Here is a 12,982-nt window from a genome sequence, read left to right as displayed (position 1 = left end):
ACCCGCTGGAACAGCTCCCACAACTCGTCCGGTACCAGCCGCTCCACGATCGTCACGAGAGCAGCCTACAAGCCCAAATGAGATGGCTTCTTAGACGACCGAGGTGAGCCCGGCGCGGGGGTCATCCGAGGGCGGTGAGTGCGGCGCGGGCCTGCGGGGCCAGGAGCGGGTTGAAGGCGGGGTCGGTGGTGAGCGCCTCGGTGAGGTGGGTGCGGGCGTCCTGGGTGTGGCCGAGGGCGTGTTCGATCTCGCCGAGGTGGTAGCCGAAGAGGGCGTTGTGCCAGCCGTGCGCCCGGGCCGTTCGGGCGAGGGTGAGGGCCTCGGTGTCGGCGCCGGTGCGGTGCAGGGCCCAGGCGAGGGCGTCGGCGACGAGGACGTTTTGGCGGCGGTCCCACTCGGCGCGGAGCAGGCGGACGGCTTCGGCGGGGTCGCCGTGGTCGGCCTGGTACTGGCCGAGGGTGAGGTCGTCGACGACGCCGTTGGCGGCGGCGAGTCGCTGTTCGGCGGCCAGCAGCCGGTACTGCTCCTCGGCCCGGTCGTGGTGGCCGAGGGAGTCGTGGAGTTCGCCGAGTTCGAGCAGGTACTGGGGGAGGGGGACGGCGTCGATGGCGGCGGTGTAGTCGCGTACGGCGTCGTCGGTGCGGCCGAGGCCGGCTTCGGCGCGAGCCTGGCCGGCCAGGGCGGGGGTGTAGCCGGGATCGGTCGCCAGCGCCTGCCGGTAGCCGGTGAGGGCCTCGGCGGTGCGGCCGGAGTTCCGGTCGAGTTCGGCGAGTTGGTACTGGCAGAAGGCCCGGTCGGCGGGGTCGTAGGCACCGTCGAGGGCCTTGCGGAGGGCGGAGCGCGCGTCGTCGGTGCGGCCGTGCTGTTCCAGGTCATAGGCGGCGCGGGTGAAGGAGGCGGTGCCGGGGCGGCGGTCGAGGAGCTGCTGGACGGCTTCGGTGGCGCCCGCGTCGTCGCCGAGCTGGGTGCGGGCGTCGGCCAGGACGGCGTATGCGGGCCAGTGCTCGGGGGAGGCGGTGATGGCCCGGTCGGCGAAGTCGCGTGCCTGGTCGAAGAGGTGGCGGGCGTTGGCGAGGGCGCCGAGGCCGGTGAGGGCGTCGGCGTTGTCCTGCGGGGCCAGGGTGAGCGAGCGGTGCAGCGCTTCGTCGGCCTTGGGATAGTACGACGGGTCCGCGGTCAGCCGGGCCTGTTCGACGTACTCGGCGCCCAGGCGTGCCCAGCCGGCCGCGTCGCCGGGCAGCCGGCGCAGCCGCTGCTGGTCCGCGGCGATGGCCCGGGCCAGCGAGCCCTCGGGGACAGCCGGATGGCCGGCCTGCCGGGCGGTTTCGGTCGAGGGCGGACGGCGTTCGGGAGCGCTTCGGTCCAGTGCCCCGAGCGCCGCGAGGCCGCCGCACAGGGCGATGGTGGTGAGCAGCAGCGGCAGGCGGCGCATGAGAGCCCTTCGATCGTGCACATGGGAAGGTGGCCGGTGGTGGCCGACAGCGGCGCTGTCGGCCACCACGGGCACTGGTCGTCAGTTGGGCTGGTTGACGGCCTTGTCGTACGGCAGCGCGATGTAGGGGAAGCAGGGGCCGAACGGCTTGTCGGCGGCGTTGACCTGGTCACCGGCGGCGAGCGCGCCGATCAGGTGGCCCGGGGTGGCGCCCTCCATGACCTGCAGGGCGATGTCGACGACGTCGTCGGTCAGGCGGCGGCCGTTGGGGAAGCCCTGGAAGTCGCCGTTGAGGATGCCGAGCCGGTCGGGGTTGGCGGTGACCGGGGTGGACATATTGAGGCGCAGTTCCTCGGCGGGGACGAACTTCTTCGGGTTGATGTCCTGGTTCATCAGCTGGGAGTTGAGGTCGACCTGGAAGGGGCCGCCGGTGGCCTTGGCGATACCGGTGAGGAAGATCTCCTGGAGGTCGGTGCGCGGGGTGGCCGGCGCCGGGAGGCCGTAGATCGCCTGGACGAGCTGCGGCACCTCCGGGTTCAGGACCTTGTTGACCACGGCGGGCTGGTTGTGGTCCTCGGACGGCGGCAGGGAGTTGAAGGCGTCCTTGAGCCCGGCCGGAAGGACGACCTCGTTGACCAGCGGGTTGCCCAGGCGGGACACCTGGACGAACTTGCCGGCCGGCTCGGCCTTGCCGGGGCTGAGCTTGAGGGTCTGCTTCTCGGTGCTGGACCAGACCCCGATGACCGGGTTGCGGTTCGGGTCGCCCTTGTACGCCAGGCGGCTCTTGGGCACCTGGATGGAGAGCGAGTTGACGTTGTACCCGGCCAGGGTGTTCTGGCCGACCTCGGAGAGGTTGCCGCCGTAGAGCAGGTCGAAGACCCGCAGGTCGAGGAAGAACGGGTCGGCGGCCTGGGTCGCCACCGTCTGCCCGCCGCCCGGGAGCTGCACGGTGGCCTGGTCGCGCAGCTGCCCGTAGCTGGGCATGGACGCGCGGCCGGTGTCGGACGGCGCGGCGGTGCCGTGCTCGACCAGGGTGACCGGCTCGCAGCCCGGGCGCAGCTCCTGGAGGGTGTAGTACTGGCGGAACAGCAGGGTGGGGTCGGTGAGGTTGTTCACGACGCCGTTGTTGTACAGGAAGGTGTTGGTGCCGCGCTGGTCCTCGGTGTGGAAGGTCCAGCGGTAGGTCAGGTCGGGCTTGCCCGTGCCCTGGGAGTCGATGTTGATGTCGTAGTGCGCGCCGTCGGCCCAGGGGTAGAAGTTCGGGCCGCCGTTGGGCTCCTGGAACGGGAGCCAGTTGGCGACCAGGGTGACGGTGTCCTGGTTGTCGGGGCTGGTGAAGGCGTAGACGTCGGTGTTGTCGACCTGCGGGTCGGCGGCGATCAGCGGGGCCTCGCGGTGGCTGGACGCGGAGCTGACACCCGCCCCGGAACCGAGGATCGCGCTGCTGGCCAGGGCCAGGCTCATGGTGGTGAGGATCGCCGCGGTGCGGGCGGTGGAGCCTCTGCGGGCAGGTCGGCGTGTGACGTTCATGTAGGTGGGGTTCTCGCTTCCGTGACGGGCGTCGTCCGCCCCGCGCCGAGCGGCACGGGGCGGGAATCCGGCTGCGCAGCCGCACTGGGCACTGTGGACCGGATCCCGGCATCGGTTCGTGAGCGGTGGTGGCGCGGCTGGGTCGCCTCACCCCCATGGAGCAGCGATGTCACCCGCTCGGGCCAAGGACATCCCCGCGCGCCTCTTGCAGCCGAGCCGACGCGCTCTCAGCCCTCGCCCGCCGCGGCCGCCGGTGTGACGACCGGGCCGGAGCCGCTCCACTTCTGTTCGATCCGGGCGAACTTCCAGATCAACAGGGCGACGAGCCACGTCGTGAAGAACAGGCCGACGATCACGAACCCGACCGTGTTGAGGTCGAGGCCGGCGATCCAGTCCCAGAACGTGCCGTGCAGGCCGAGCTTGTCGGCGAGCAGACCGAGCAGCTCGACGGTGCCGATGATGAGGGCGACGGCGACCGACAGGCCGGTGATGGTGAGGTTGTAGTAGATCTTGCGGACGGGCTTGGAGAACGCCCAGCCGTAGGCGAAGTTCATGAACGAGCCGTCGACGGTGTCCAACAGGCACATCCCGGCGGCGAACAGCACCGGCAGGCACAGGATCGCGTACCACGGAAGCCCGGAGGCGGCGCCGGAGCCGGCGAGCACCAGCAGGGCGATCTCGGTCGCGGTGTCGAACCCGAGGCCGAAGAGCATCCCCAGCGGGTACATCTGCCACGGCTTGCTGACCGACCTCGTCACCCGGCCCAGCATCCGGTTCATCAGGCCGCGCCTGTCGAGCTGCTCCTCCAGCGCGGCCTCGTCGAGGTGCCCGGCCCGCATCCGCCGGAACACCTTCCAGATCCCGGCCAGGATGACGAGGTTGACGATCGCGATCAGGTAGAGGAACGAGCCCGAGACGGCGGTGCCGATCAGGCCGGTCACCTGGTGGAGGTGCGAGCTGTCGTCCTGGAGCGGGCCGGCGAGGGCCTTCACGCCGAAGGAGAGCAGGACGGCGAGGGCGAACACGACGGAGGAGTGCCCGAGGGAGAACCAGAAGCCAACGGACAGCGGCCGCTCGCGCTGTTCCATGAGCTTGCGGGTGGTGTTGTCGATCGCGGCGATGTGGTCGGCGTCGAAGGCGTGCCGCATGCCGAGGGTGTAGGCGGTGACACCGATCCCGATGCCGAAACTCTTGGTGCCGATGGTGTGGTGCTCGGGCGCGACGACGGCGACGAGGGTGACCCAGCCGATGACGTGCAGGGCGACGATGAAGCCGCCCATCCCTGCCAGGCGCTGCCACTCCTGACGGGTGATCGACGCCACGGCGGCCGCACGGCCGGGTCTCGCGGGATCCTGGACGGGGGTGACGGATGAGGAGGCCATGGGCGTCCTTCCTGCATCAACGGCCGGGACGCCGCACACGGCGCCTCTATCTCGTAGTTGCACTATCACCGCAACTGAGAGTCCGTGTCACGGGGCGCGCCGGGGGCGTGCAGGGGTACGCCACCCGCGCCCCGGCCGGGCCCTGAGTGGGCGATCGGCCGTTCGGGCGCGGCGAACGCCCGTCCGAAGCGGATGGGCCGGGCGAGTGATGCCATCACTCGATCCGGAGTGGTGCCAATCCGCGGTCACCCCCAACCCCGGATGGTGTGCGTCGGGCCGACCAGCCCTCATCCACTTCCCGCCGGGCCGGGCGTCGCCGCCGCGGCAGCCGGCCCCGTCCCCGGAGGCCCAGCGTGGCGGTCCCACAATCCCTCGTCCGCGCAGGCACGGCGGTGTCAGGCGCACTGCTCCTGCTCGGCCTTGCCACGCCTGTCGCCGACGCCCACCCGTTGGGAAACTTCTCCCTCAACCACTACCTCGGCTTCACCGTCCACCCCGACACCCTCGAGGTCCTCGCCGTCACCGACGCCGCCGAGATCCCCACCCTCCAGGAACAGCCGACGGTCGACCGCAACGGCGACGGCACCGTCGACGACGCCGAGCGCACCACCTGGGCCTCGGAGCAGTGCACGCAGACAGCCCGGCACCTCCAGGTGACCACGGATCAGGCCGTGACACCCCTGTCCTGGGGCACGGCCTCTGCGGAATTCCGCTACGAGGACGGGGCGGCGGGCCTGCGCACCAGCAGGCTGGAATGCCGGCTGCGGACCGCACTGGACGTCCCCGCCGCCGGTACCACCCTGCGCGTCGCCAGTGGAATCGACACGAGCCGGGTGGGGTGGAACGAGATCACCGCTCGCGGCGAGGGCACCACCCTCGACCACACGGATGTCCCGGCGCAGTCGGTCTCCAGAGAGCTGCGGGACTACCCGCGGGACCTGCTCGACAGCCCCAGCGGAGTCACCCACGCCCAATTCCGCGCGCGCCCCGGCGGCGGCCCGGGCCCGGCCCCGGGTACGGCCGTCAGGGCCGACGGCTCCGGGCCCACGGCCTGGCTCGCCGACCTCGACGCCCGCCTCACCGAACTCGGCGCGACCCAGCGCCTCACCGTCCCGCTCGGCCTGCTGGCCGTGCTGCTCTCGATCGTGCTGGGCGCCGGGCACGCGCTGCTCCCCGGGCACGGCAAGACCGTGATGGCGGCCTACCTGGCGGGGCGCCGCGGCAGTACCCGCGACGCGGTCACCGTGGGGGCGACCGTCACGGTGACCCACACCGCCGGCGTCCTGGTCATCGGCCTGTGCCTGACCGCGTTCTCCTCCCTGGCCGGCGATCTGCTCCTCGGCTGGCTTGGCGTCCTCAGCGGCGCCCTGGTCGCCGTCGTCGGCACCGGCCTGCTGCGCGACGCGCTCCGGCGCTCCCGCGGCACCGGGCGGCCCGGCAGCAGCCCGTACCTCGGATCGGAAGCCCACAGCGAGCCGGTGAGGCAACTCGCGCACGCGTCAGCCACGCCCACCGGCCACCACGACCACCCGCACCCGCACGACCACGACCACGACCACGACCACGACCACGACCACGGTGACGATGCACACCGGGGCGGTCACAGCCATCGGCACGACCACAGCCACGGTCACCGGCACGGCCTGTTCGGAGGTGGCCACCATCATCACCATGACCCGGCCGTCCCGGGTCGCCGCGGACTCATCGGTCTCGGGATCGCCGGCGGCCTGGTCCCCAGCCCGTCGGCCCTGGTGGTCCTGCTGGGCGCTGTCGCTCTTGGCCGCACGCTCTTCGGGGCGGCCCTGGTGGTCGCGTACGGCCTGGGCATGGCAGGCACCCTGACCGCGGTCGGCCTGCTCCTGGTCCGCCTCGGCGACCGTCTCGCGGGCGCGGCGGACGGCCCGGTCCTCGGCCGACTACGGCGAATCGCACCGTACAGCGCCCTGCTGACGGCGCTGCTCATCCTGACCGTGGGGCTCGGGCTGGTCGTCCGCAGCCTCCCCGCCACTCTGTGAACACCCGTCCCCTGCCGGAGGCCGACCCGTCATGACCGTGAGCACCGCACGCCGATCCCTCGTTCTGTTCTGCCTGGCCCTGCTGGCCGCCCCGCTGCTGGCGGGATGTGGGGCCGATCAGGACGGCAGCTTCGACGCCCAGCCCGGCACGCCGTCCCCGACCTGCATCCAGCACCAGGCGCAGGAGCCGGGCGCCAGGTACACCGGCGGCGAGGAAGCGGATCCGCGGGCGGTCCTGGAGATGATGCGTTTCTACACCGCCAACGGCACCAAGGCGTTCTGCGACGGCAAGCCGCCGACCGACACCGACCGCCGCTGGACCGAGCTGTACGCCACGCTCGGGGGCGACGCGAGCCACATCTCGCCGCTGAAGCAGTAGCCCGGCCCGCTGCCCTCAGCCCGCTTCGCCGGTGTCGACCGTGCCCTTGAGCGCGGCCAGTGCGGCGCGGGCGGCCGGGGTGTGGAGCGGGTGGAAGGCGGGGTTGATCGCCAGCGCGTTCTCCAGCTCGCTGTATGCGTCGGCCGACCGCCCGAGGCTCCGGAGGATCATGGCGCGGTGGTAGTGGAAGAGGGCGTTACGCATTCCGAGGGCCAGCGCCTCGTCGGCCTCCGCCAGCGCCTCCCGGTCGCGGCCGTTGACGTGCAGTGCCCAGGCGTAGGCGTCGTGCATCTCCAGGAACGGCCTTGTCCTCAGGCCCTGTTCGGCGATGGCGAGGGCTGCCTTCGGGTCGCCGTGGTCGGCCTCGAACAGCGCCGCGTCGGTGTCGAGGGCCACTCCGTTGTCGGTGAACAGATTCTGTTCGGCGCGGAACACCTGGTACTGCTGTTCGGCTTCGGCGGTGCGGCCCAAGGACTGGAGCAGCTCGCCGAGTTCGAGGACGTACTCGGGTTGGGGGACCTGGCCGACGGCGTGCTCGAGGTCGGCGACGGCGGCCGGGCTGTCGCCGAGTGCGGCTTCGGCCTTTGCCCTGGCTTCCAGGAGGGATGCGGTGCCGGGGGCGGTGCGCAGGCCCGCCTGTGCATGGGTGAGTGCGCTCGTGGGGTCGCCGTTGTCGAGGGCGAGCTGGCTGAGGTGGTAGCGGGCGAAGGCCTGGTCGGCGGGGGTGTTGGCGTCGTCGAGGGCGCGCTTCATATTGGCGGTTGCCGCTGCCGGGTCGCCGCGCAGCTCCCAGGTGTAGGAGGCGCGGGCCAGTGACGGGGTGCCCGGTTTGAGGTCGACCATGCGCTGGACCGCGTCGAACGACTCGGGGTAGCGGCCGAGTTGGGTGTAGGCATCGGCGAGGGTCCCGTACAGGGTGGAGCTGTCGGGGTTGACGGTGATGGCCCGCTGGGACCAGTCGAGGGCCGCGGTGAAGTCGTGCCGGGCGGCGTCGAGGGCGGCAAGGCCGGCCATGGCGGTGAAGTTCTCCGCCGGATCGGCTTCCAGCGACCGGGTGAGGACGGCTTCCGCCTTCGGGTAGTAGGACGGGTCGGCGGTGATCTTGGCCTGCTGGACGTAGGCCAGGCCGAGGGAGGCCATCGCGAGCGCGTCGCCGGGGACCGCCTTGAGGTGTGCCTGCAGGCCGAGGATGTCCGCGTCCAGGCCGCGGCCGGTTGCGGCCCGGTCGTCGTCCGTACTCCCGGTGGTGGCCTGGTTGCTGCCGCCGTGGGGGGCGAGGCCGAGGCCGCCGGCGAGGAACAGGCCGACGCCGAGCGCGGTGGCGACGGCGGCGGGCAGCAGACGGCGGCGTCGGTTCACGCGGACTCCAGGCGGTGGTCGTGTTCAGGCGGGTGTGGTGCCGGTCGTGCGGCCGGCCGGGATGGCGAAGACCACCAGGTTGGAGAGGTACTCCTGGCTGGCACGGTCGTAGGTGCCGCCGCAGGTGATCAGGTGCAGTCCCGGGTCGGGGGTGTTGCCGAAGATCAGGTCGTCGGGGAAGTCGTCCTTGTCGTAGCTGCGCAGGGCCTGGACGGTGAAGCTGCTGGTGGTGCCGTCGGCGGCGTCGACGGTGATGGCGTCGCCGGGGCGCAGGACCGACAGTCCGGCGAAGACGGCGGGGCCGGTGAGTGAGTCGACGTGACCGACGATCACCGCGGTGCCCGGGCTCCCGGGGGCGGGTCCCTGGCTCCACCAGCCGGCGACCTGGGGGTCGTCCGGCGTGCCGAGGTGTCCGTCGCCCTGGACCTGCAGGTCGGTCAGGCCGCTGTCGACCCCGATCCGGGGTATCCGTATCCGTACCGGCGGCGCCGCCGGTCCCACCGGCGCACGGGGGCCGGCCGCCTCGGACCGCTCTCCTGGTATGTCCCCTGGTATGTCCCCGATGTCCTGGACAGCGGCGGGACCCGTGCGCCCGCGCGAGGTCGCCAGGCTCAGTGTCCCCGCCCCGGCGAGAGCCAGACCGACCACCAGCGCGACGGTCGCTGCCGTCACGCGGCCGGCCCGCTGCGCGTGCCGCGGTCGCCGGCCCCCCGGAGGGAGGGGCCGGCGACCGGGGCGAAGGAGACGGATCACTGCTGGGCGCCGTGCCGGCGGCGCAGTACGAGGACGGCCGCGCCGGTGAGCAGGACGCCGCCGCCGAGCGCGGTGGCGCCGACGACCGGGAAGCTGCCCAGGGACAGGCCGCCGAGGCCCGCGGCGACGCCGCCCGCGGGGTTGTCGGAGACGGCCTGGTTGACGGCGGCGGTGTTCGGCAGCGCGACGTACGGGAAGGTCTTGCCGAAGGCGTGGTCGTTGGCGTTCACGCCGTCACCGGCGGCCAGCGCCGGTACGATCGCGCCGGTCAGGGCCGCGCCCTCCAGGGCCTGCAGCTCGATGTCCACGACATCGTCGGCCAGGCGCCGGCCGTTGGGGAAGCCGGCCAGGTCCTGGCCGAGGACACCGAGGCGGTTGGGCGACGCCGACGGCGGCACCGACATGTTGAGGCGCAGTTCCTCGCCGGGCAGGAACTTGTCCTTGCTCACGTCGGCGTTCAGCTGCTGGGAGTTGAGGTCGGCCTGGATGGGGCCGCAGGCCTTGCAGATGCCGGTGAGGAAGATCTCCACCAGGTCGTTGCGCGGGGTGGCGGGCGCCGGGATGCCGTAGACGCTCTGGATGAGCTTCGGCACGATCGGGTCCTTGACCTTGTCGACCACGGGGGTGACGGTGGCGTCCTTCTCGGGGCTGAGCGCGTTGAAGGCGTCCTTGTACTTGATCGGGACGACGACCTCGTTGATCAGCGGGTTGCCGAGCCGGGAGACCTGCCGGAAGCCCTCGCCGCCCTTGTCGGCGGTCGCGCCCTCACCGCCCTTGCCCTCACCGCCCTTGTCGGCGACGACGGCGGCGCCCTTGCGATCGGTGGTGGACCAGACGCCGATCACCGGGTTGCGTGTCGGGTCGCCCTTGAGCGCGAGGTCCTTCTTGGGGACCTGGATGGCGATGGTGTTGACGTTGTAGCCGCTCAGGGTGTCGTGCCCGGACTCCTTGAGGTTGCCGCCGTAGAGCAGGTCGAAGACCCGCAGGTCGAGGAAGAACGGGTCGTCGGCCTGCCCGGCGAGGGTCTGGCCGCCGCCGGGCAACTCGCGGGTGGCCTGCTGGCGCAGGGCCGCGTAGTTCGGCATCGAGGCCTGGCCCGTGTTCGAGGGGGCCGCGACAGCGTCCTGGAGCAGTGTCTTCGAGGACCCGTCGGCGTGGGTCTCGGTGAGGGTGTAGGTCTGGCGGAAGTTCAGCGTCGGGTCGTCGAGGTTGTTCACGACGCCGGTGTTGTAGAGGAACTGGTTGGCGTCGTCGCGGTAGTGGTTGCTGAACGTCCAGGTGTAGGTGGTGTCGGCACGGCCGTCACCGTCGGCGTCGATCTTGATGTTGTAGCGCGCGTCCTCCGCGAACGCGTAGAAGTTCGGTCCGCCGTTCGGTTCCTCGAAGGGAATCCAGTTCGCGATCAGCGTGACGGTGTCCGGCTTGTCCGGGCTGACGAAGGCGTACACGTCGGTGTTGTCCGCGCGCGGGTCGCCCGCGATCAGCGGCGCCTCGCGGTGGCTGGAGGCGGAGCTCACGCCGGGGGTGAGACCGGCCAGGGCACCGGCGGCGGCGAGGGCGAGGACACCCATCCCGGCCAGCGGCCGCTCGGCGCGGCGGGCGAGCGCGGGAAGGCGGGGCGAACGAGGAGGCTGCATGGTCCGTCTTTCTGGAGGGTGGCCCGGATCGGCGGTCCGCAGCAGGCCGGCGACGGCCGCGCGGACAGGAGTGCCCGCTGCGTCCGGTCGCACGGCACTCCCGGCGGCTCCCCACTCGAGCGGGCGTGCGGCTCGCGCTGGTCCGGGGCCGGCGTGCGGCCTCGGAAGAGTTCGAGGGCGAGCCGTCTGCTGTCCGCGCGATGGTGGTAAGCCCCTCATAAAGTCATCACGGGCGCCCGCGCGGCGCTTACCGAAGTAGCCCATCCGGGACCGGCGAGGCCCACGGCCGAACCTGACCGAGTCGGACAGCCCGAAGCCGACCCGGGCCCTGCACCAGGGCCCCGGATGGGCGGCGAAGACCACCGAGGAGGCGTGACCGGCACGGCGGGCGGCAGCCTCCGAAACCGTCCTCCGCCGTCGACGGTCCCGTGGGGCTGGCTCGCAGTTCGTCCGGCGCCGATCGGCCAGGTCAGCCGAGAGGTGACCGAGGGCGGCAGGCTGACCGGCGGCAATGGGCCGTCTGCGGCCTCGGGAGTGACGCCAACTCAGGGTGCGCCGCCCATGACGCCGGCGAACGGGACCGAACCGGGAACAGCAACCGACGGTACTCGGCCGCGCCCGCAGCCTCCACTCAGAGCCACATGTTGCCCTCGACCGGGGACAGCCGGCGCCGACGGGGAAGTCGGCCTGGCCGCGGCCCTGGAGCTGCCCCGGCGGGCGCCTCTACCCGGCTTCGGGACCTCGCGGCCCCGATGTCCCATCGCCGCCGTCGGCGGCCCCCGTGTTCGCGGGTGCGGCCTGCTCGTCGTCGGTGGCCGCTCCCCGCTCCTCGCGTAGCACGGAGGTCTCCGCCTTGAGGATGCGCAAGGACCTTCCCAGGCTCCGCGCGATGTCGGGAAGCCTCCTCGAGCCGAAGAGCAGCACGACGACGGCGATCAGCAGAAGCAGGTGCCAGGGTTCCAAACCGTTGCGGAGCATTGCGCATCACCGATCCTTTCGGGTCCGGCCGACGCACGGCGTGCCACGCGGGGCCGGCCACCAACGCACCGGGCGGCAACCTCGCCGAGCGCGTCAGTGCGAGAAGACGGGTCCCGGGCGGTCGTGCCCAGGACGTCCCTCAAGGAGTGTTCGGCGCGACGTGCGCTGGGGATTGGTCCCCGCTCCTACGGGCCGCGGGCGCCTGAGAGCGGCTGCCCCCGACCGTCCCGCGCAGCTTCTCCGTCGTGCGAGTACCCCATCCGCAGGTGTCGGGTCCGGCCTTCCCGGATGTCCCGCGGTCCCGGTCCGCCGTGGCCGGATCCGGTGGCGGATGCGAAGCCGTGCGGCGGCGAGGCGACGAGCAGCACCACGAACACGCCCAACTGCGGCGGGTGGCCGTCCGGCCGGTGATGCCGGTGGACGGCCCCCGCGACGAAGGACCCGGGCCTCGCCCGCACCTGCCGCACCTCCGCGCGATGGACCGCCTCCATCGTGCGCCGCTGCGCCGGGTGCGCGGCGCGGCCGATGGCGGCGGTGGACCGGCGCGGTGAACCACGGCGTTGCCGTGTTCGGGTGGCGGTGGCGGGGCCCCGGTCGTCAGCGGGCGGCCGCCGGGGCTCGGGGTCGGCGGTGATCGGGGCCTGCCGGGCTCAGGCCGGTTCGGCCGGTTCGGTGCCCAGCATCCGGCGGACCAGGTGCACCACCCCGCCGGCGGCGACCGCGCCGCCGATCAGGACCACGGAGTACGCGACCACCCAGTGCATGGCGCCGATCCCCGCGTACTGCAGCAGCCACGGCCCCGCCCCGAGCGCGATGCCGATGGCGCGGAGCCGGTCGGGCCGCCGGGCCGAGAGGTGCACCAGCAGCAGGCCGGCCACCGCCACGAGCGACCAGAAGCAGGCCGCCGCGGGCACTTCGTACCAGCCAAGGCCGAGCAGGGTCACCCCGGGACCCAGCATCACGGCGAGCCGCGCCCCGGTCGCGAGGGCGACCGAGGCGGTCTCCCAGCGCCCCCGGCGGCCGGTGTCCACCAGGTCGGGTGGGGCGAGCAGCAGCAGGGCGGCCAGCGCTCCGGTTCGGAGCAGTTCACCGGTGGCCGGCCCGTACCGGCCGAGAATCAGCAGCGCGATGCCGAGATCGATCAGGGCCGCGAACGCCGCCACCGCCCGGGCCGGGCGCCAGCGGCCCGCTGTCGCGCAGAGCAGCGCCACGATCCAGGGAACGAACATCACCACGGCCATGACGGCCTGAACGGCGAGCATGCCAGGACGCGTGCCCGAGGAGTAGGCGGCGAACTGGACCAGGCCCGGCAGGCCGGATATGCGCTCTCCCGCCGCCAGGGCGAGTGCGACCGGGGCGGCGGCGGCCAGCATCCGGCCGGCCGGATGGGCCGAGCTGATCCGCAGCCGTAGGCGCAGGGCGTGGGAGGCGAGGTCGAGGCGTTCGCGCAGGACCGCGCGACCGCTCAGGCCTTCGGTGGCCTCGGCGAAGGTGGCGGCGATGTCCTCGCCGTGCAG

The 12,982-nt window shown here is 72.6% G+C and carries 10 protein-coding genes; 2 read left to right on the top strand and 8 right to left on the bottom strand.

Features of this window, described 5'->3' with window-relative positions; all coding sequences use genetic code 11:
• Nucleotides 1-121: 121 nt before the first annotated feature.
• From AB0D08_RS37920 to AB0D08_RS37910, 3 genes are all read right to left on the bottom strand, one after another.
• The gene (locus AB0D08_RS37920; RefSeq protein WP_033822743.1) at nt 122-1,432 is read right to left on the bottom strand and encodes a tetratricopeptide repeat protein; all 1,311 of its coding nucleotides are present in this window, start codon (nt 1,430-1,432) and stop codon (nt 122-124) included.
• An 81-nt stretch (nt 1,433-1,513) separates the two neighbouring features.
• Entirely contained in the window at nt 1,514-2,962 is a 1,449-nt protein-coding gene (locus tag AB0D08_RS37915; protein WP_359894900.1) for a DUF4331 domain-containing protein, read from the bottom strand.
• A gap of 227 nt (nt 2,963-3,189) precedes the next feature.
• Complete coding sequence (locus tag AB0D08_RS37910) at nt 3,190-4,344, bottom strand: HoxN/HupN/NixA family nickel/cobalt transporter (protein ID WP_359894899.1); 1,155 nt, start codon at nt 4,342-4,344, stop codon at nt 3,190-3,192.
• A 392-nt stretch (nt 4,345-4,736) separates the two neighbouring features.
• Here AB0D08_RS37910 and AB0D08_RS37905 point away from each other — a divergent pair, with 392 nt between their 5' ends.
• Both AB0D08_RS37905 and AB0D08_RS37900 read left to right on the top strand, forming a co-directional pair.
• Nucleotides 4,737-6,359 (top strand): high frequency lysogenization protein HflD, encoded by a 1,623-nt coding sequence (locus AB0D08_RS37905; protein ID WP_359894897.1) that lies wholly within the window; start codon nt 4,737-4,739, stop codon nt 6,357-6,359.
• 31 nt (nt 6,360-6,390) lie between these two features.
• Nucleotides 6,391-6,738 carry a hypothetical protein gene (locus AB0D08_RS37900; RefSeq protein WP_359894895.1) on the top strand — a complete coding sequence of 116 codons (348 nt, stop codon included), beginning with the start codon at nt 6,391-6,393 and terminating at the stop codon, nt 6,736-6,738.
• A gap of 15 nt (nt 6,739-6,753) precedes the next feature.
• On the opposite strand, the gene AB0D08_RS37895 is transcribed toward AB0D08_RS37900, so the two are convergent.
• From AB0D08_RS37895 to AB0D08_RS37875, 5 genes are all read right to left on the bottom strand, one after another.
• A complete protein-coding gene (locus tag AB0D08_RS37895) occupies nt 6,754-8,097 on the bottom strand; it encodes a tetratricopeptide repeat protein (protein WP_359894894.1) in 1,344 nt (447 codons plus the stop codon).
• A gap of 24 nt (nt 8,098-8,121) precedes the next feature.
• Complete coding sequence (locus AB0D08_RS37890) at nt 8,122-8,769, bottom strand: class F sortase (protein WP_359894892.1); 648 nt, start codon at nt 8,767-8,769, stop codon at nt 8,122-8,124.
• Between the two features lie 77 nt (nt 8,770-8,846).
• Nucleotides 8,847-10,421, bottom strand: a complete 1,575-nt coding sequence (locus tag AB0D08_RS37885) for a DUF4331 domain-containing protein (protein ID WP_233289196.1) — start codon at nt 10,419-10,421, stop codon at nt 8,847-8,849.
• 789 nt (nt 10,422-11,210) lie between these two features.
• The gene (gene tatA / locus AB0D08_RS37880; RefSeq protein ID WP_033822747.1) at nt 11,211-11,465 is read right to left on the bottom strand and encodes a Sec-independent protein translocase subunit TatA; all 255 of its coding nucleotides are present in this window, start codon (nt 11,463-11,465) and stop codon (nt 11,211-11,213) included.
• Nucleotides 11,466-12,115: 650 nt separating this feature from the next.
• Nucleotides 12,116-12,982, bottom strand: an 867-nt coding sequence (locus AB0D08_RS37875) for a hypothetical protein (RefSeq protein WP_359894890.1), incomplete at its 5' end; no start/stop codon positions are given.

This window comes from Kitasatospora sp. NPDC048540, from assembly GCF_040651175.1.
Classification (GTDB): domain Bacteria; phylum Actinomycetota; class Actinomycetes; order Streptomycetales; family Streptomycetaceae; genus Kitasatospora.
Note: the sequence above shows the minus strand (reverse complement) of the source record. Positions and strands in the feature narration are given on the sequence as shown.